The sequence below is a fragment of the Oceanimonas doudoroffii genome (assembly GCF_002242685.1).
Taxonomy (GTDB): Bacteria; Pseudomonadota; Gammaproteobacteria; order Enterobacterales; family Aeromonadaceae; genus Oceanimonas; species Oceanimonas doudoroffii.
Map to the genome: position 1 here is coordinate 979,781 of NZ_NBIM01000001.1, position 18,493 is coordinate 998,273.

An 18,493-nucleotide genomic window follows, 5' to 3' on the forward strand; every position below is an offset into this window, starting at 1 on the left:
AGCGCCACCTTACAGTGCCCACAGCAGTATCAGCTTGGAAATATGCGAGATCGAGCAAGGCTGAGTCATTACCTGACATTCTGAGCCAGAGCAATGAAGTCACTCAGGTAGTGAATCTGTTCTTCGCCTTTTCGCACCCCCAAAAAGATTTGCTTTTTTATGCCATGCTTGCCGAATCGCAGGCTCTTAATGGCCATATGTTTGGCAAATTCATCCACTAGCCAACCAGGGAGAGCACATACGCCTCTGCCTGCCGCCACCATCTGCAACATGATTTCCGTCGTTTCGATGGTTTTGTGCTTTTTGACCGAACATTTGGCGGGGTTTAAGAACTGACTGTAAATATCCAGTCGCTCGGGCTCTACCGGATAGCTGAACAACACCTCTTCATTCAGCTCATCAGGCATAACCGAGTCTTGCGTCGCAAGGGAATGGGATGATGCAACGACGAGTCTGTGTTCATAATCAAATACCGGTATAAACGTCAGATTGGGTTTATATAAGGGATCGGGAGTAACAAGGATATCTATCTCGTAGCTATAGAGAGCACCCAGGCCACCGAACTGAAATTCCTGCTTTACGTCAATATCAACGTTTGGCCATTTTTCAAGATAAGGTTCAATGACCTTTAACAACCATTGATAGCAAGGATGACATTCCATGCCGATGCGCAGTGAACCCATTTCGCCTGTCGCTATCTGGCGCAATAAATGCTCAGTATGTTTAAATTGTGGCAATACCCGGTTCGCAAGAGTCAATACTTGTTCACCCGCATTGGTAAGCCGCAAGTTTCTGCCTTCTTTTTGCCAAACAGGTGTTTTGAGCTGACCTTCCAGCTTTTTAATGCTGTGACTCAAGGCAGACTGAGATAAATTTAATGACTCAGCAGCCTGAGTTAACGTTCCTTGCTCTTTGATTGCTGCCAGTACTTCAAGATGAAACCTCTCCAACATGCCTTAACTCCGGTCTATAGCACCCAGATCAATGAATATAATTCATGACTCAGTAAAAATACATCATTATTTTCATCATTAATATTTCACTCATGCGCCCATGAATGTCCGGTCAATTCGAAACTCGATAATGCCCGCTGATTGATATTACTGCTCAAAAAAGAGCCGGAATGTTTACAGCCTCACTCGAGCAAGACAGCTCATCACGACATGCCTTGAAACACTCCAAGTTGGGCGTTGACGATATTGCAGCCAACATAAACCAGCAGTAGCGCCATTAATGCATTAAGCATGCGAAAAAAAGCCGGTGTCCGAATGAGCTTGCCAAGTCGTGCGCCCAGCAGCAGGTAGCTACCCGGGGCTCCAAGCGCCATCCCCCCCAGCAGTACCGACCATAAGGCAATACCTGCTCCGCTGATACCGACAGCCGGAAACTGAACGGTGACAATCGGCAGGATTGCGACCGGCGCCTTGGGGTTACATAACTGCATCAGCAGGCCTGAACGGAACGACAGGGCGGCTTGCCCCACTTTGGCGTCGTCCGCCTTGGCCGGCGTAGTGGATTGAATGGCCGTCTTCCCGATTTTAAGTGCCAGCCATAAGATATAGAGGCCGCCGAACAACCCAATGACGGCCTGAAACGCTACAGGCAGCAAGGCACCGCTGTAACCGAACACAAAAAACAGCAGAAACATGGCCACGCCCACACCAACACAAAAAGGAACCGTCCTCTTTCCCTGACCGTTCAGCCCGGCATTCAGGCTCAGCAGGTTTACCGGGCCTGGGGTATACATAATGCCAAACGCATACATGAGTATCTCGACCATGGTCGAACTCCTAATGAATCAAGTTAGAGTGGATAAGTGGAAATCAGTGATTCAAAACGATTTGCTGATATTGACGAGGGGTCATGCCAAAAACGGGTTTGAAGCGGCGGTTCAGATGACTCAGGTCGGCAAAACCAAAAGAGTGAACCACATCATCCAGCTGTACACCTGCGGCCAGGGCTTCACGGGCACGATTGAGGCGGCAGTTCAACACGTACTGATACGGTGTCATGCCAAACTGCCGCCGGAACAAGCGCAAAAAGTGATACTTTGATAACGCCGCCTGCTGGCTGATCTGCTCCAGTGAAAGAGCGTCAAACACATGGGCATGAATGTAATCGCGCGCCCTTAGCAACAGACTGTCAACCCTCTGCTGGGTCTGGTTCGGTGAGTAATCGCTGTGCAGTTGGGCAATACGCGCCGCTAACGAGTAAAGCAGGCTCTCCTGAACCAGTGGCTCGGCCTCATCGCATTCAATCAGGGTGCACAAACGCAGCAGTTCGGCGCGCAGCACACCATCTTTTAGCAGCGTGTCTTCGATTCTGAAATCATGCGGTCGCCTTACCCCTGCCGCCGCCAGGGCCGGAGCCAACTGCTCGGGGTGAATGTAGAGCATTTTATATTGCAGCACATCATCGGTGCCGGAATGCCCATCGTGGGCCACGTCCGGGTTAAAAACGATGACGTTGCCGGGCGTGCTGTAATGAAACATGCCGTTGGAGAAAAAGTCCTGGCGACCGGCGAGCGTGATACCCAGCGAGTATTCTTCGTGCGCATGTTTGCCATAAGCGAAATCATGCATGAGCGCACTCAGGAGCATCACCTGGTCCAGATGCTTGCTTTTGCGGTATTGGAATTGGTTGTCCTGCTGCATAGCCTGTCGCCTTGCCGAGTTCATTATTACGCTCAAGAGAAACAATAGAAATTATAGGGAGGCGGTTGCATTGAGACTTGAACAAAATTGCTGATAATAAGGCGACCCAGCGGCAAGACGAAAGCCGGCAACAGACAGGTCTTTGGTCTTGAGTGATACCTTCCACTCACAGCGACCAACGACGGTTAGAATATCGGCGGGCACTTGACGACGAAAGTAAAAGTACCCCGACTCAGAATGCTTCCACGGTGTAGCCATGACACGCATTCTGTACCACCCTTCTGTACCAATCGGTGAAAGGCGGCTTGGGTTCTGAAACGAAAAAACCCTTGAATCCGTTAAGAATCAAGGGCTTATCTTGTTTGGCGGTGAGGGAGGGATTCGAACCCTCGATACGTTTCCGTATACACACTTTCCAGGCGTGCTCCTTCGGCCACTCGGACACCTCACCAAATTGTTGCTGGTCGGAAGCTCGTCCTCGTCAGCGGGGCGTATAGTAGGCAAGGCCGGCGCCGGGTGCAACCCTTTTTCTGGCTTTGCGTTTCGTTTGCGCAGAATTGCGCCACTCGCCCGTCTGGCTGCCGGGACGGGCGACGATAACCCCGGACTCTGGCATAATGGACGACCGTTTTTTGCAGCAACAGGACCATCATGACGGCAACAACTTCAGCCAACCAGCTTCACGAGCGTTTTCGGGGTTACTACCCTGTGGTGATCGACGTGGAAACCGGCGGCTTTAACGCCCGTACCGACGCCCTGCTGGAAATTGCCGCCATCACCCTGAAAATGGACAAAAATGGCTGGCTGAGCCCGGATCAGACCTTTCATTTTCATGTCACCCCCTTTGAAGGCGCCAACCTGGAGCCGGCGGCGCTGGAATTTACCGGCATTGATCCCTGGAGTGCCCTGCGCGGGGCCGTGACCGAGCGGGACGCCCTGGAGCAGATATTCAAGGGGGTGCGCAAGGGCATCAAGGCCAATCACTGCCAGCGCGCGGTGATCGTGGCCCACAACGCCTCCTTTGATCATGGCTTTGTCATGGCGGCGGCGGAACGTGCCGAGCTCAAGCGCAACCCCTTCCATCCTTTTGCCACCTTTGACACCGCCAGCCTCGCCGGCTTGGCCCTGGGCCAGACCGTGCTGGCCAAGGCCTGCCGCGCCGCCGGCATGAGCTTTGACAACAAGGAAGCCCACAGCGCCCTGTACGATACCCGCAAGACCGCCGAGCTGTTCTGCACCATCGTTAATCGCTGGAAGCTGCTGGGCGGCTGGCCCCCCGCCCCTGCCGACATGCCGGATTTCACCGACCCCGAGCAGCAGGCATAATACAAAGCCCGCCAATGGCGGGCTTTGTGGTTTTACCGGGGGATTCAGACGGCGCGGCTCACCGGGCTGGAGGCCACCAGGTGGCCGGTGCGCACCCATAGCCGAGTATGCCCGGTCACTTCAAGTGCCGGCACCGCCATGGGCGGCAGACGCAACCAGCTGAGCGGGCCTAAAACACTGGCGCCGTCATGCAGCTGCCCTTCCAGTACCAGTATTTCCAGACCGGCGCGGTAGCAGCAGGCGGGAAAGCGCCCACCCTCGGCAAACTCCAGCAGACTGGTATTGATCCCCTGATAACGATGCAGCGACAGCCGGCGAAAGCCGTGATCGCCGGTCAGCCAGAGTCCCTGACGTTCATCCAGCGCTTTAAAACCATTATCGTCGGCGACAAACTGGTTGAGCTTGACGAAAATCAGGCAACCTTGCCGGCTGAAGGCCCGGTGTCGGCTGCCCGGCGGATGACGCACATAGGTACCGGCACCGTAATCACCGTTGTCATCGGAAAAGGTGCCTTCCAACACCCAGAATTCCTCACCCAGTGGGTGCTCATGCTCGGGAAACGCCGCCCCCGGTTCAAAGCGCACCAGGCTGGTCACGTGTCCGCTTTCAGCGGATTCGCGCTCCAGCGGATAGCGCCACACGCCGTCTGCCGGTGAGCGCTGCCAGCGCTCGGCCTGGTAAGGAAGGGTCAAGGATTGAGAGAAGTCCATATTCAGCATCGGTCAAGGATCCCGACGAACAAGTGGGATCCCCATCCTGACCCCGTCCCGGTTTCGGGTCAAGCTTTCTCAAGTGCCTCGGTGGGATAACGGTAACCGCCTTCCTCATTGGCTACAAAGCTGAGCCGATGGCTGATGCACGCCGGTGCGTCGGATTGATGGTGTGATACAAACAGCAACTGGGTGCCGCCCTCGGCCACCAGCAAATCGATCCAGCGCTTGACCCAGTGCCGGTTAAAGGTATCCAGCCCCTGCAGTGGCTCGTCCAGGATCAGGATGGGGGGATGCTTGACCATGGCTCGCGCGATCAGCAACAGCCGCTGCTGACCATAAGACAGGTTGCGAAATGGCTCGTTGCCCAGGCCTTCCATGCCCAGCAGTGCCAACCACTGTTCGGCCAGCTTGAGCTGAGCATCCCCCGGCTGCTGATAGACACCGATGGAATCGAAAAAGCCCGAGAGGATCACCGCCCTAGGAGTGGCGGTGACCCGATAGTCCTGCTGCATGGTGGTGCTCACATAACCGATGTGCTGCTTGATGTCCCAGATGGTCTCGCCACTGCCGCGGCGACGGCCAAAGAGGGTGAGGTCGTTGCTGTAGCCCTGTGGATGATCGCCGGTAACCAGGCTCAGCAGGGTAGACTTGCCGGCACCGTTGGGCCCCATGATCTGCCAGTGCTCCCCTGAATTTACCTGCCAGTTCAGGCCGTCGAGGATGACCTTATCGCCAAAGCTGACGCGTATATCACGCATGACAATGCGCGGCGTGCCGGCGTCCAGCTCCCGGCGTACAGCATCGGGATCCGCCGGTGGCAGCGCCTGGGTGCTGGCCTCAAGTCGCACCAGGTGATTGAGCTGCTGCAGCTCCACCGAGGCACTCACGTCGTCCCGCGGGCCGGCCTGGGTCAGTTCGCATTCGACCAGAATACCCAGATGGCTGGCAAAATCCGGCAGCTCTTCAAAGCGGTTGACGATCAGCACCAGGGTCTGCCCGGCGGCCACCAGCTCGGCCAGCAGGCTCATCAGGCCCTCGTGGGCGTTGGCATCCAGGCCATCAAAGGGCTCGTCCAGCACCAACAGCTCGGGCTGGCTCAGCAGCGCCCGGCACAGCAGCACCTTGCGGGTTTCACCGGTGGACAAATACTTGAAACCGCGATCCAGCAGGGAGGTAATACCAAAGCGCGCCGCCAGCTGCTCCAGGCGCTCGTGATCCCGAGCACCTTCCTGAATGATCTGGCGGGCGCTGTGGCCGTCGTCCTGGGCATCGAGCAGATCGCTTTCGTCTTCTTCCCGCTCCCGGTCCGCCAGTTGCTGTAACTGCTCAAAGGACACCCACTCCACATGGGCAAACTCATGGTCGGCTTCGCCTTGCACGCATTTCAGCTCTCCCGCCAGGGCGCGGGCCAGGGCGGTTTTGCCGCTGCCGTTGGCGCCTACAAACGCCCAGCACTGGCCCTCGGCCAGGCTCAGCTCGGGAATATGCAGCTGGTGGCGTTCACTGATGGAGAAGCGGGCGTCCTTGATACGAATGGCGCTCATGCGGGATTATCCTTTATTGGCGTGACAAAACTCACATAATCCGCAACAGTGCCCATGGATGCAAGCCTGAAAAAGACCCATCCGGTACGCTAATTGTGAGGTGTGCCTCACTCAAAAGCACAATTACCGGCTAACGTCATAAGAGGTGGCCAACGTACAAGGAGTACTCATGCATTATCACCAGGCACTGATGGACGAACTCAACTTATTGCTGCATTTTGATCTCGATACCACCCGGCAAGGCATCAAGGTGCATCACGATGCCAGTCCCGGCATGGTCCAGGCCGCCAGCCGCCTGCACGACAAGGGACTGATCACTCAGGTCGATGGCGGCTACCTGACCGAGCTGGGCCGGGAAACCGCCGAACATGCCCAAATGCTGCTGGGTCTGCTGAAAGAAAAAGTGCCCTCCTGAATCCGGTTGGCGGGCTTCAGTACCACGCCCGCCGGCCTTGCAGCCCCTCAAACACACCATCTCCTTTCCGTATCGATACCATTCGCTTTTTTGCGCATTTTCATTTTGCAATTGCAGCTATAGTGATTTCGAAAAACAAAAATAACAGTACGGAGTCGGGATATGTCAATCATTCGTTGCCACCAGTGCAACAGGCACTTTTACGATCATCATGATCGCTGTAGCCATTGTCACTCACTGCGGGAGGGCTTGGAGGACGGCACTGCACTGCGCAAACCCGTTCCCTGGTTGCTGAGTGGCATGGCTGCCGTGGTGTTGATGGTGTTGCTGGGTCTGGTCAACCCGGGACAGTTGCAGGCGGCGGGCAAGGCCAACCCTCAGCTGGTTACGGTTACCCCAGAGGGAGAATAACGCAAACAAAAAAATGCCGGCAAATGCCGGCATTTTTTATGGAATAACGTCGAACCTTACAGGCCTTCGGCGTTCTCGGACAGGTACTTGGCCACGCCGTCCGGAGAGGCCTGCATGCCAGCCTTGCCTTTTTCCCACTGGGCCGGACACACTTCGCCGTGCTCTTCGTGGAACTGCAGGGCGTCAACCATACGCAGCATCTCGTCGATGTTACGACCCAGGGGCAGATCGTTCACTACCTGGTGGCGAACCAGGCCGTTGGCGTCGATCAGGAAAGAGCCGCGGAAGGCCACACCGGCTTCCGGGTGCTCAACGTCATAAGCCTTGCAGATTTCGTGCTTCACGTCGGCAACCAGCGGGTATTTCACCTGGCCGATACCACCGTTCTCAACGGCGGTGTTGCGCCAGGCATTGTGGCTGAACTGGGAGTCGATGGACACACCGATCACTTCCACGCCGCGCTGCTGGAACTCGTCAAAGCGGTGATCAAAGGCAATCAGCTCGGACGGACACACGAAGGTGAAGTCCAGCGGATAGAAAAACACCACGGCAGCCTTGCCCTTGGTGAACTCCTTGAGGTTGAAGTTCTCAACGATTTCGCCGTTACCCAGAACGGCAGCAGCGGTAAAGTCGGGAGCCTGACGGCCTACCAGTACGCTCATGTCTATCTCCTTGGTGTATTGTACGGGGATGGTTCATCAAACCATCGCACTCGAACAGACAGTATATGGGCGACACATGACAAACCCAAGACCCGACCCACCGATAACGTTGCGCTTGCACAAAGTTCACACAATGCGGTTTTTCCCCGCTTTTGGCAAATAATGCTCGACATTCCCGGCTCGATTTGCAAACTACCCGCTTCATTTTTCGTAAAAACCTGAAGGATATTTCATGAATCCCGTTGTCGTCGCCGTGTGTCTGATGCTGGTGCTGAGCCTGCTGCGCATCAACGTGGTGATTTCGCTGGCGCTGAGCGCCCTGGTGGGGGGCCTGGTAGGCGGCCTGTCGCTGACCGACACCGCGAAGATATTTGCCGATGGCCTGGGTGGCGGTGCCACCATCGCCCTCAGCTATGCCATGCTGGGTGCCTTCGCGGTGGCCATTTCCCGCTCCGGCATTACCGATCTGCTGGCGGTGCGCATTATTCGCGCCCTGGGACAGGATGCCAGCCAGGGTCGTGTTGTGTGGATCAAGGCTGTGCTGCTGTGTGCCCTGTTGCTGTCGGCGGTCGCCTCCCAAAACCTGATCCCCATTCATATCGCCTTTATTCCCATTCTGGTGCCTCCCCTGCTGCACGTGATGGCGCGACTTCAGCTGGACCGCCGTGCAGTGACCTGTGTGCTGACCTTTGGCCTGACCGCCACCTACATGATGCTGCCGGTGGGCTTTGGCGGCATTTTTCTGAACAACATTTTGCTGGCCAACCTGATTGAAAACGGCGTTGAAGCCACCAAGGGCATGCTGCCCCTGGCCATGGGCATTCCGGTGGGCGGCATGTTTCTCGGCCTGCTGGTCGCCCTCTTTGTGAGCTACCGCAAGCCACGCCGTTACGATGAGAGCAAGATCATTGCGGTGGAGCCGGAGCACATTCAGATAAACCCGCTGCACATTGGCATTGCGGTGGTGGCCATTGTCAGCGCCCTGAGCCTGCAGCTTTACAGCGACTCCATTATTCTGGGCGCCATGGTGGGCTTTGTGATCTTCACCATGGGCGGGGTGATCAAGTTCAAGGAAAGCCAGGACGCCTTTACCCAAGGGGTGAAGATGATGTCGCTGATCGGCTTTATCATGATCTCCGCCGCCGGTTTTGCGGCCGTGATCAAGGCCACCGACGGCATTGTCAGCCTGGTGCAGGCGGTGGCCACCGTGCTGGGCGACAACAAGGCGCTGGCGGCTCTGGCCATGCTGGTGGTGGGCCTGCTGATCACCATGGGCATTGGTTCCTCGTTCTCCACCATTCCGATCATCGCCCCCATCTATGTGCCCCTGTGCATGTCTCTGGGCTTTTCGCCCCTGGCCACCCTGGCCATTATCGGCACCGCCGGAGCCCTGGGTGACGCCGGCTCGCCGGCATCGGACTCGACGCTGGGCCCCACCTCGGGGCTGAATGCCGACGGCCAGCACGATCATATCTGGGACTCGGTGGTGCCGACCTTCCTGCACTACAACATTCCGCTGGTCGGCTTTGGCTGGCTTGCCGCCATGGTGCTGTAAACGGAATTTCAGCAGTAAGTCATCAGTTTGTGTGCCGGGCCCTGCCCGGCACACTGGTTTTCATTTCCTCACTCCTTTCCCCCTCGCACCCAGCAGCTAACTCAAATCAGCGAGCGCAGCACCTCCCGCAGCCACTGCAGGGCCGGCTGGCGGTCGTGCAGCGGGTGCCAGACGCAGTTGAGGTGATAGGCGGGCAGATCCGCCGGCAGCGTTACCTTTTTTAGCGGCCAGGCACCGGCCAGCAGGCCCGCCACCTTGTTGGGCAGCACCAGCAGGTGATCGCTTTGCGCGACGATGGCCGCCGCCGACATGTAGCTCTGGCTGTTCACCGAAATTTGCCGTTTCAGCCCCTGGCTGGCCAGCCAGGTATCGATGCTGGCCTCGCGGGTGCCCAGGGGCGAGTGAAACACATGGGGCAGCGCGGTCAGTTGCTCAAGCGACAAGGCTTCGCCCACCTCGGGGTGATCGTCGGCGACGATGCCGGCCAGGGGCTCGGTGAGCCAGGTTTCGGTGCAGAGTGACGCCGGCACCTTCATGTATTCGTCAAACCCCAGCACCAGATCCACCTCGCCGTTGGCCAGCTTCGCTTCGGGCAACTGATCCCGCAAAATATCGATTTCAATGTGCACCCCCGGTGCCAAGGTCTTCAGTCGGCGGATCAGCGGTGGGATCAGCACGCATTCCACATAATCGGTGGTGCTGATCACAAAACGTCGGCGGGAGTTGGCCGGCTCAAAGTGCTCTTCCCGACCCAACTCCTGCTCAAGCAGGGTCAGTGCCCGGCGCACCGCCTGGTGCAGGCCCAGGGCCCGCTGGGTAGGCTGCATGCCGGTGGCGCTGCGCACCAGCAGCGGATCTTCAAAAAACTGGCGCAACCGGTTAAGGGCATGGCTCATGGCCGGCTGGCTGATAAAACACTGCTGCGCGGCCCGGGTTACGTTACGCTGGCTCATCAGCGCATCAAAGGCCAGCAACAGGTTGAGATCGAGCTGGTGAAGTTTCATGCAAAATTCACATCATGGATAATAAAATAAATATTATTCATTTGATGGATGGACTGGCAAGCCGCAGACTCATCCCATGACTACCGGCGGCAGCAAATGACGCCGGCCTTTTGACCTCATACAAGGAGCTTTCCCATGACCATGGTAACCGTGGCCGCCACCCAGATGGCCTGCAGCTGGAACCGAGACGAAAACATCGCCCGCGCCGAGAAGCTGGTGCGCCAGGCCGCCGGTCAGGGGGCCCAGATCATTTTGATTCAGGAGCTGTTTGAAGCACCCTATTTCTGCATCGATCAGAGCCCGGAGCACTTTGCCCTGGCCCAGGAAGTGGATAACAGCCCGCTGATTCGGCACTTTCAGGCCCTGGCCAAGGAGCTGGAAGTGGTGCTGCCGCTCAGCTTCTTTGAACGCGCCGGCAACGCCTATTACAACTCCTTGGTGGTGATTGACGCCGACGGCGCCGTACTGGACCTGTATCGCAAGACCCACATTCCCAATGGCCCCGGCTATCAGGAAAAGCAGTTCTTTACCCCCGGTGACACCGGCTTCAAGGTGTGGCAGACCCGCTACGCCAAAATTGGTGTGGGCATCTGCTGGGATCAGTGGTTCCCGGAAACCGCCCGCAGCCTGGCGCTGATGGGAGCAGAACTGATTTTCTTCCCCACCGCCATCGGCAGCGAGCCGCAGGATCCGACCATCAACAGCCAGCCCCACTGGACCCGTACCCAGCAGGGTCATGCCGCCGCCAACCTGGTGCCGGTGATCGCCTCCAACCGTATCGGCACCGAACAAAGCAAATACGAAGACGGGCTGGAGACCACCTTTTACGGATCTTCCTTTATTGCCGATCAGTTCGGCGAGCTGGTACAGCAGGCCGACAAGACCTCCGAAGGCGTGCTGGTGCACAGCTTTGATCTGGCAGAAATTGCCAAGACCCGCACCAGCTGGGGCCTGTTCCGGGATCGCCGCCCGGCCATGTATCAGACCCTGATGACCTCCGACGGCAAACAAAACGGAGGCCGCTGATGGACGCGCTCAAGGGCTTTTACATGCCCGCCGAGTGGGCGCCCCAGCAGGCGGTGTGGATGATCTGGCCCCATCGGCCCGACAACTGGCGCAACGGCGCCGCCCCGGCCCAGGCCACCTTTGCCAAACTGGCCGAAGCCATCTCGGCGGCCACGCCGGTGTTGATGGCGGTGCCGGCGGCGGAAATGGACAAGGCCAGGGCCACCATGCCGGCGGCGGTGACCCTGGTCGACATTGAGAGCGACGATGCCTGGGCCCGGGACACCGGCCCCACCGTGGTCGTTGACGGCCAGGGTGGCATCAAGGGCATCGACTGGCGCTTCAATGCCTGGGGAGGCGACCATGGCGGCCTTTATGCCCCCTGGGATCAGGATCAGGCCATGGCCCAGGCCATGCTGGCACGGCACGACATTGCCGCGGTGGAAAGCCCCCTGGTGCTGGAAGGCGGCTCCATTCATGTGGACGGCGAAGGCACCCTGCTCACCACCAGGGAATGCCTGCTGAACGCCAACCGCAACCCGCACCTGAGCCAGGCCGACATCGAACAACACCTGCGCGACACCCTGGGGGTCAGCACCTTTATCTGGCTGGATGAAGGGGTATATATGGACGAAACCGATGGCCATATCGACAACATGGCCTGTTTCGCCCGCCCGGGTGAGGTCATTCTGCACGGCTGTGACGATCCCCAGGATCCGCAGTACCTGCGCAGCCAGGCGGCATTTGAGGTGCTGAGTCAGGCGGTAGACGCCAAGGGCCGCAAACTCAAGGTGTGGCTGCTACCCCAGCCGGGCCCGCTTTACATCAGCGAGCAGGAAGCCGCGGGCATTGCCACCGGCAGCGGTGTGCCACGTCCGGCGGGTGAGCGGCTGGCGGCCTCTTACGTGAACTTTCTGATCACCAATGGCCGGCTGCTGTTTCCGTTGCTGGACTCACGTACCGACGGCGAAGCCAAGGCCAGACTGGAACAAATCTTTCCGGAGCTGGAAGTGGTGGGCATACCGGCGCGGGAAATCCTGCTCGGTGGCGGCAATATTCACTGCATCACCCAGCAGATCCCGGCGGTATAAACGCCGGCATCAGGGCCTGCAACCGGGGTCGGTCGACCCCGGTTTTTTTACCGGCCAAACCGGCTCAGGGCAAAGGAGCCCAGATCAAACCCCGGCTCGCCGTCCAGCATCCAGCGCGCAAAGGTTTCCCCCAGGACGGCGGCAAACTTGAAACCGTGACCGGAGCAGGCACTGGCGAAAAATACCCCTTCGTGCTCCGGATGGCGATCCAGAATAAAGTGCTCGTCGGGCGTGCGAATGTAATGACACACCTTACCCTCGATAAACTCTCCCACGCCCGGCAGGTAGTCATGTACAAAGGCGTCCAGCTCCGCCCTGTCCTGGGAAAAAGAACCAAATGATGCCAGTGGCTCACCGGGTTCCAAGGGCTGACCGGCATCATGACGGCCAATTTTGAATCCCTCTCCATTCAGGGTGGGAAACCCATAGTAGACGGCATTGGCAAGATCGGCGGAAAAGCCGGGAAACGCCGCCGGCCCGTAACGCATCACATCTGCCCGGTACCAGGCAAAAGTCTTGCGTACTCGCTGCAACGGCAGGTGCAATCCCAGCTGGGCCATCAGCGGGGCCACCCGCTGACCGGCACACACCAGTACTTGAGCGGCGGTGAACCGCTCACCATCGGCCAGCTCGACCCCCATCCCGCCGGGAATGGCCTTCAGCCCGGTGACGGTGCGGCCACCCAGTAACCGCGCCCCTTGCGCGCTGCCGAGCCGGTGCCAGGCACTCAGTGCGCGTTCGCAATAGAGCACACCGGCCTCGGGTTCATACCCGCCCGAAAAGCCGGCGGGCAGTCCCCAGCCCGGCCAGCGGGCCTCGATGCCGGCGGCACTTTCCTGCTCCAGCGCCAGCCCGTATTCGGCGGCGCTGCGCCTGACCTGGGCCAGGAAAGGGCTGTCGGCCACGCCCAGATTGAGCACACCACAGGGCTCGAACAGGCGCTCGCCGCTCAGTTGTTCGAGCTCGGTCCACAGCGCCCGCGCCCTCAATAACAGCGGAATATAGGCCTCTCCCTCACCATAGGCGGTGCGGGTCAGCCGAGTGCTGCCATGGTGGGAGCCCAGTGTATGGGGCGGATGGCCCTCGTCGAGCAGCAGCACTCGGGCGCCCTGACAGGCCGCGTAATATCCCGCTGCCATGCCGACCGAGCCGGCACCGATAATAAGAATGTCTGCATCCATGGAAAGTGTCCGTTGTACCTGGCGGGTGAACAGGTCGAAGCGTCATCGGCGTGGCCGCAACACTTGATCAGAAAGGCAAAAAAAACCGGCAGCCTGAGGCTGCCGGTTCAACATCAAGCCTGTTCGGGCTTGGGATGCTTGGCGGCGGTGTCCTTGATCAGGGTCTGCAGTTCCCCCTGCTGGAACATCTCGATAATGATGTCACAGCCACCGATCAGCTCGCCTTCCACCCACAGCTGGGGAAAGGTCGGCCAGTTGGCGTATTTGGGCAACTCGGCGCGAATTTCCGGGTTCTGCAAAATGTCGACGTAGGCAAAGGGCTCGCCGCAGTTCATCAGGGCCTGGGACGCCTGGGCGGAAAAGCCGCAGCTCGGAAACTTGGGAGACCCCTTCATATACAGCAGAATGGGGTTTTCACTGATTTGGGTTTTGATCTTTTCAATGGTGTCCATGACCACTCCGGACAAGGGTTGTTAAAGATTCCATTCTACTTTATCCCTTCCCGGTCTCAAGGGCCGCGACCGATTAATTGCCGCCGGTGGTATCCGTACAAAAGCTGTTGTTGTTTAGCCGGCGCGCTAACTGTTACACTCCCGTCAGCAATTTAGCGAAGGGCGACTATGCTGATAGCGGTCGTCATCGTCACCAATAATAAGCAAGCAGCAATGTCTTCGCCGGTGTCATCCGGCGCATAAACATGGAGAACTAAAAATGGCATTTGAACTTCCCGCTCTGCCCTACGCCAAGAACGCTCTGGAGCCGCACATCTCCCAGGAAACCCTGGAATATCACCACGGCAAGCACCACAACACCTATGTGGTTAACCTGAACAACCTGGTTCCCGGCACCGAGTTCGAAGGCAAGTCTCTGGAAGACATCATCAAGACCTCTTCCGGTGGCATCTTCAACAACGCCGCTCAGGTGTGGAACCACACCTTCTACTGGAACTGCCTGGCCCCCAACGGTGGCGGCGAGCCCACCGGCGCCCTGGCCGATGCCATCAAGGCCGCTTTTGGCTCCTTCGACGCTTTCAAGGAAGAGTTCACCAAGTCTGCCGTGACCAACTTCGGCTCCGGCTGGACCTGGCTGGTGAAAAAGGCCGATGGCACCGTGGGTCTGGTTAACACCTCCAACGCCGGCTGCCCGCTGACCGAAGCCGGTCTGACTCCCCTGCTGACCTGCGACGTGTGGGAGCACGCCTACTACATCGATTACCGCAACGTACGCCCTGACTATGTGAAAGCCTTCTGGGCCCTGGTCAACTGGGAATTCGTAGCAGAAAACTTCGCCAAGTAAGTTTTCTTCCGCGTAAAACACCCCGGCCCGCCGGGGTGTTTTTGTTATTGGGGCTTTTTTAATCAGCCTGCCTGGGTGTAAAATGCGCCCTTTCTTGTGTTAGTACTTCAAAGTGAGTCCATTCTAGTGAGTATGTCTGTTCCCCGTATCGGCTTTGTGTCTCTCGGCTGTCCGAAAAACCTGGTCGACTCCGAGCGTATTCTGACCCAGCTGCGTATTGAAGGTTACGACGTGGTGCCTTCCTACGATGATGCCGATATGGTGATCGTCAACACTTGTGGCTTTATCGACAGTGCCGTACAGGAATCCCTGGAGGCCATTGGTGAGGCCCTCAACGAAAACGGCAAGGTGATCGTCACCGGCTGCCTGGGTGCCAAGGAAGATCAAATTCGCGAAGTGCACCCCAAGGTGCTGGAGATCACCGGCCCCCACTCCTACGAGCAGGTGCTGGAGCACGTGCACCGCTATGTACCGCGCCCGGAGTACAATCCCTTTGTCAACCTGGTGCCCGAGCAGGGCGTCAAGCTGACTCCCAAGCACTACGCCTACCTGAAGATTTCCGAAGGCTGCAACCACAAGTGCACCTTCTGCATCATTCCGTCCATGCGTGGCGATCTGGACAGCCGCCCCATCGGTGACGTGCTCGCCGAAGCCGGTCGCCTGGCAGATGCCGGCGTGAAGGAGCTGCTGGTGATCTCTCAGGATACTTCAGCCTACGGCGTGGATGTGAAGCACAAGACCGGCTTTGCCAGCGGTATGCCGGTGAAGACCCACATTCAGGCCCTGTGCGAAGAGCTGGGCAAAATGGGGGTGTGGGTGCGCCTGCACTACGTCTACCCGTATCCGCACGTGGACGACCTTATTCCGCTGATGCGCGACGGCAAAATTCTGCCTTACCTGGACATTCCGCTGCAGCACGCCAGCCCGCGCATTCTCAAGCTGATGAAGCGCCCCGGCGCAGTGGAGCGCACCCTGGAGCGCATTCGCCGCTGGCGGGAAATCTGCCCCGAGCTCACCATTCGCTCTACCTTTATCGTGGGCTTCCCCGGCGAGACCGAAGAAGACTTTCAGATGCTGCTCGACTTTATCGAACAGGCCGAGCTGGATCGGGTGGGCTGCTTTACCTACAGCCCGGTGGAGGGCGCTCGCGCCAACGAACTGGCCGATCCGGTACCGGAAGAGGTCAAGCAGGAACGCTTTGAGCGCTTTATGGCGCTGCAACAGCAGATTTCCACCCGCCGCCTGGCGCAGAAGGTGGGCAAGACCATCAAAGTACTGATCGACGAGGTGGACGAGGAAGGTGCCATCGGCCGCTCCAGCGCCGACGCCCCGGAAATTGACGGCCTGGTATACCTGAACGGGGAAACCGACCTCAAGCCCGGCGACATGATCACCGCCACCGTCACCCACTCCGACGAGTACGATCTCTGGGCCGAGCTGGCCTGAGCAGAATGTAAACACATCGCTGGTAATCATGAGCCCCGGCAACGGGGCTTTTTTGTGTCCGGACAACCATCCATTCATTTCATGTGTTATTTAGCTACAGTTTTGTTGGTCTTTTTTTCACCCAACGAATCATTTTTTCATGCTATCGTCATACTTTGGTATGGCAGGGCTCTTACCCCAAGCGCTTGTGCTGTATAGTGTATCCCGTTGTAACGCGCCTCCCGGAGTCCAGGCCGGGCTACCTCACTGAGCCGGAAGTTCAGATGAATACATTGGAAAAAATCACCAAAAATCTCGACAGTTTCAGCAAGTCGGAACGCAAGGTTGCGGAAGTGATCCTCGCCTCGCCCCAGACCGCCATTCATTCCAGCATTGCCGCCCTGGCCAAGCTGGCGGATGTGAGTGAGCCCACCGTCAACCGTTTCTGTCGCCGTCTCGATACCAAGGGCTTTCCCGATTTCAAGCTGCACCTGGCCCAGAGCCTGGCCAATGGCACACCCTATGTAAACCGCCACGTAGAGGAAGACGACGGCCCCGAGTCCTATACCGCCAAGATTTTCGAGTCCAGCATGGCTTGTCTTGACTCGGCCCGACAAAGCCTGGATCCCCAGGCGGTGAATCGTTGTGTCGATATTCTGACCCAGGCCCGCAAGCTGTCGTTCTTTGGCCTGGGCGCGTCTTCCGCCGTGGCCCACGACGCCATGAACAAGTTCTTTCGTTTCAATGTGCCGGTACAGTGCTTTGACGATGTGGTGATGATGCGCATGAGCTGCATCGCCAGTGCCGAGGGCGATGTGGTGGTGCTGATCTCCCACACCGGGCGCACCAAGGCGCTGGTAGAGGTGGCCCAGCTGGCACGGCAGAATGATGCCGTGGTCATTGGCCTGACCGCAAAGGACTCCCCCCTTGCCCGGGAGTGCAACGTGGTGCTGTCGATGGATGTGCCGGAAGACACCGATGTCTATCTGCCCATGGCCTCACGACTGGCGCAGATGGTACTGATAGACGTGCTCGCCACCGGCTTTATTCTGCGCCGCGGCAGCCGTTTTCGGGAAAACCTGAAAAAGGTCAAGGAAGGCATCAAAAACTCCCGTTTCGACAGCCCCCATTTCTGATTCAGTCTTGACGGCCCGGGCGGACCAGTGCCACCGCCCCGGCGACCCGCTGCTCCAGGGCGTCCCAGTCTCCGCTGCGAATCAGTTGCGGATCCACCAGCCAGGTGCCGCCGCAGGCAAGCACATTGGGCAAGGCCAGATATTCACCCAGGTTTTTCACATCAATGCCGCCGGTAGGCACAAATTGCACCTGCTCAAACGGCCCTTGCAGGGCTTTTAGCATGGCCAGGCCCCCCGATGCCTGCGCCGGAAAAAATTTCAACACCGTCAGATCCTGCTCCAGTGCCGCCTCAATGGCGCTGGGATTGTTAACGCCGGGGATCAACGGCAATTGCCACTCCCGGCAGGCCCGTACCGTACTCGGATTAAACCCAGCCGACACAGCAAAGTCAGCCCCCGCTTCGGCGGCCAGCCGTGCCCGCTCCCGATTGATCACCGTTCCCGCACCTACCAGCATGGCGGGCCGGTAACGGCGCAGCAGGTGAATGGCCTGTGCCGCCGCCTCGGTACGAAAGGTGATTTCCGCCACCGGCAGATCGTGCCGTGTCAGGATCTCCGCCAGCGGCAAAATATCTTCGGCCCGCTCAAGGGTGATCACCGGCAGTATTTTCAGGGCGGCCAGTTGTTCACTTAGCGCCGTCATGATTCCGTTTCCTCATCGTGTTATCCGCCAGTGGCGCAGACAATGCCCCGCTTTAGGCACCGAATCAAGGCGGCACGGGTGCCGCCCTGCCTCATGTTAATTTGCAGTGCAAATGTTAAACTTTACATTGCACATTTTGATGTGCATATTTACCTCATGTTTGTATACATATTGCATACAAAGCAGGGGTTTCTTTTTGACAAAGCGTCAGGTTAATAATGATTTATCTTTAATATCATTAACTTGTAATACAAGCCAGGCAACACACCGCCTTCTCTTGCCTTCACTTTCAAAAGACGTCATTGCCTTGCAAAAAAAACGGCATTTTTGTGATCCCGTCTACACTTTTTTCATGGCTTCGAGTATCATTGATAACAATTTAATTAACCGGGACGACGCCTCAAACCGTGAGCAGCGCAGGCCTTCAGATAC

Annotated in this window: 20 protein-coding genes and 1 tRNA gene; 9 read left to right on the forward strand and 12 right to left on the reverse strand. The window is 57.9% G+C overall.

The window, feature by feature from the left end:
* Nucleotides 1–68 precede the first annotated feature (68 nt).
* The 5 genes from B6S08_RS04495 to B6S08_RS04510 all read right to left on the reverse strand — a co-directional run bounded on the left by B6S08_RS04495 (nt 69) and on the right by B6S08_RS04510 (nt 3,105).
* A complete protein-coding gene (locus B6S08_RS04495; protein ID WP_094199554.1) occupies nt 69–953 on the reverse strand; it encodes a LysR family transcriptional regulator in 885 nt (294 codons plus the stop codon).
* Between the two features lie 203 nt (nt 954–1,156).
* Nucleotides 1,157–1,780, reverse strand: coding sequence for a LysE family translocator (locus B6S08_RS04500; RefSeq protein ID WP_094199555.1), 624 nt, complete (start codon nt 1,778–1,780; stop codon nt 1,157–1,159).
* Between the two features lie 43 nt (nt 1,781–1,823).
* A complete protein-coding gene (locus B6S08_RS04505; RefSeq protein ID WP_094199556.1) occupies nt 1,824–2,654 on the reverse strand; it encodes an AraC family transcriptional regulator in 831 nt (276 codons plus the stop codon).
* A gap of 51 nt (nt 2,655–2,705) precedes the next feature.
* Nucleotides 2,706–2,921, reverse strand: coding sequence for a DUF6538 domain-containing protein (locus tag B6S08_RS18680; RefSeq protein ID WP_425435306.1), 216 nt, complete (start codon nt 2,919–2,921; stop codon nt 2,706–2,708).
* Nucleotides 2,922–3,017: 96 nt separating this feature from the next.
* Nucleotides 3,018–3,105, reverse strand: a tRNA-Ser gene (locus B6S08_RS04510).
* Between the two features lie 200 nt (nt 3,106–3,305).
* On the opposite strand from B6S08_RS04510, the gene rnt reads away from it, so the two are divergent.
* Nucleotides 3,306–3,980 carry a ribonuclease T gene (gene rnt, locus B6S08_RS04515; protein WP_094199557.1) on the forward strand — a complete coding sequence of 225 codons (675 nt, stop codon included), beginning with the start codon at nt 3,306–3,308 and terminating at the stop codon, nt 3,978–3,980.
* Nucleotides 3,981–4,024: 44 nt separating this feature from the next.
* Here the strand turns inward: rnt and B6S08_RS04520 are convergent, their stop codons facing one another.
* Entirely contained in the window at nt 4,025–4,690 is a 666-nt protein-coding gene (locus B6S08_RS04520) for a cupin domain-containing protein (RefSeq protein WP_245849810.1), read from the reverse strand.
* A 68-nt stretch (nt 4,691–4,758) separates the two neighbouring features.
* Nucleotides 4,759–6,237 carry a molybdate ABC transporter ATP-binding protein ModF gene (modF, locus tag B6S08_RS04525; protein WP_094199559.1) on the reverse strand — a complete coding sequence of 493 codons (1,479 nt, stop codon included), beginning with the start codon at nt 6,235–6,237 and terminating at the stop codon, nt 4,759–4,761.
* Between the two features lie 169 nt (nt 6,238–6,406).
* Here modF and B6S08_RS04530 point away from each other — a divergent pair, with 169 nt between their 5' ends.
* Complete coding sequence (locus B6S08_RS04530; RefSeq protein ID WP_094199560.1) at nt 6,407–6,652, forward strand: TIGR02647 family protein; 246 nt, start codon at nt 6,407–6,409, stop codon at nt 6,650–6,652.
* 162 nt (nt 6,653–6,814) lie between these two features.
* Entirely contained in the window at nt 6,815–7,063 is a 249-nt protein-coding gene (locus B6S08_RS04535) for a hypothetical protein (RefSeq protein ID WP_094199561.1), read from the forward strand.
* 56 nt (nt 7,064–7,119) lie between these two features.
* On the opposite strand, the gene B6S08_RS04540 is transcribed toward B6S08_RS04535, so the two are convergent.
* Nucleotides 7,120–7,725, reverse strand: a complete 606-nt coding sequence (locus B6S08_RS04540) for a peroxiredoxin C (protein WP_094199562.1) — start codon at nt 7,723–7,725, stop codon at nt 7,120–7,122.
* A 232-nt stretch (nt 7,726–7,957) separates the two neighbouring features.
* On the opposite strand from B6S08_RS04540, the gene B6S08_RS04545 reads away from it, so the two are divergent.
* On the forward strand, nt 7,958–9,280 hold the full coding sequence (locus B6S08_RS04545) for a Na+/H+ antiporter family protein (protein WP_094199563.1): 1,323 nt from the start codon (nt 7,958–7,960) through the stop codon (nt 9,278–9,280).
* Nucleotides 9,281–9,381: 101 nt separating this feature from the next.
* Here the strand turns inward: B6S08_RS04545 and B6S08_RS04550 are convergent, their stop codons facing one another.
* Complete coding sequence (locus tag B6S08_RS04550; protein ID WP_094199564.1) at nt 9,382–10,284, reverse strand: LysR family transcriptional regulator; 903 nt, start codon at nt 10,282–10,284, stop codon at nt 9,382–9,384.
* 135 nt (nt 10,285–10,419) lie between these two features.
* Between B6S08_RS04550 and aguB the strand changes: the two genes are divergently transcribed.
* Together aguB and aguA are read left to right on the forward strand one after the other, a co-directional pair.
* Nucleotides 10,420–11,310: an N-carbamoylputrescine amidase gene (aguB, locus tag B6S08_RS04555; RefSeq protein WP_094199565.1), complete on the forward strand. Its 891-nt coding sequence runs from the start codon at nt 10,420–10,422 to the stop codon at nt 11,308–11,310.
* Complete coding sequence (gene aguA, locus B6S08_RS04560) at nt 11,310–12,380, forward strand: agmatine deiminase (protein WP_094199566.1); 1,071 nt, start codon at nt 11,310–11,312, stop codon at nt 12,378–12,380. The genes aguB and aguA overlap by 1 nt, the downstream gene beginning before the upstream one ends.
* A gap of 47 nt (nt 12,381–12,427) precedes the next feature.
* Here aguA and solA read toward each other — a convergent pair whose 3' ends face one another.
* Both solA and B6S08_RS04570 read right to left on the reverse strand, forming a co-directional pair.
* Nucleotides 12,428–13,561, reverse strand: coding sequence for an N-methyl-L-tryptophan oxidase (gene solA, locus B6S08_RS04565; protein WP_094199567.1), 1,134 nt, complete (start codon nt 13,559–13,561; stop codon nt 12,428–12,430).
* A 113-nt stretch (nt 13,562–13,674) separates the two neighbouring features.
* The gene (locus tag B6S08_RS04570) at nt 13,675–14,013 is read right to left on the reverse strand and encodes a Grx4 family monothiol glutaredoxin (RefSeq protein ID WP_094199568.1); all 339 of its coding nucleotides are present in this window, start codon (nt 14,011–14,013) and stop codon (nt 13,675–13,677) included.
* 259 nt (nt 14,014–14,272) lie between these two features.
* Between B6S08_RS04570 and sodB the strand changes: the two genes are divergently transcribed.
* The 3 genes from sodB (at nt 14,273) to B6S08_RS04585 (ending at nt 17,418) form a co-directional block, all read left to right on the forward strand.
* Nucleotides 14,273–14,857 carry a superoxide dismutase [Fe] gene (sodB, locus tag B6S08_RS04575; protein ID WP_094199569.1) on the forward strand — a complete coding sequence of 195 codons (585 nt, stop codon included), beginning with the start codon at nt 14,273–14,275 and terminating at the stop codon, nt 14,855–14,857.
* Between the two features lie 132 nt (nt 14,858–14,989).
* Nucleotides 14,990–16,303 (forward strand): 30S ribosomal protein S12 methylthiotransferase RimO, encoded by a 1,314-nt coding sequence (gene rimO / locus B6S08_RS04580; RefSeq protein ID WP_094199570.1) that lies wholly within the window; start codon nt 14,990–14,992, stop codon nt 16,301–16,303.
* A gap of 263 nt (nt 16,304–16,566) precedes the next feature.
* Nucleotides 16,567–17,418, forward strand: coding sequence for a MurR/RpiR family transcriptional regulator (locus B6S08_RS04585; protein WP_094199571.1), 852 nt, complete (start codon nt 16,567–16,569; stop codon nt 17,416–17,418).
* A 1-nt stretch (nt 17,419) separates the two neighbouring features.
* Here B6S08_RS04585 and B6S08_RS04590 read toward each other — a convergent pair whose 3' ends face one another.
* Entirely contained in the window at nt 17,420–18,061 is a 642-nt protein-coding gene (locus tag B6S08_RS04590; protein ID WP_094199572.1) for a bifunctional 4-hydroxy-2-oxoglutarate aldolase/2-dehydro-3-deoxy-phosphogluconate aldolase, read from the reverse strand.
* Nucleotides 18,062–18,493 lie beyond the last annotated feature (432 nt).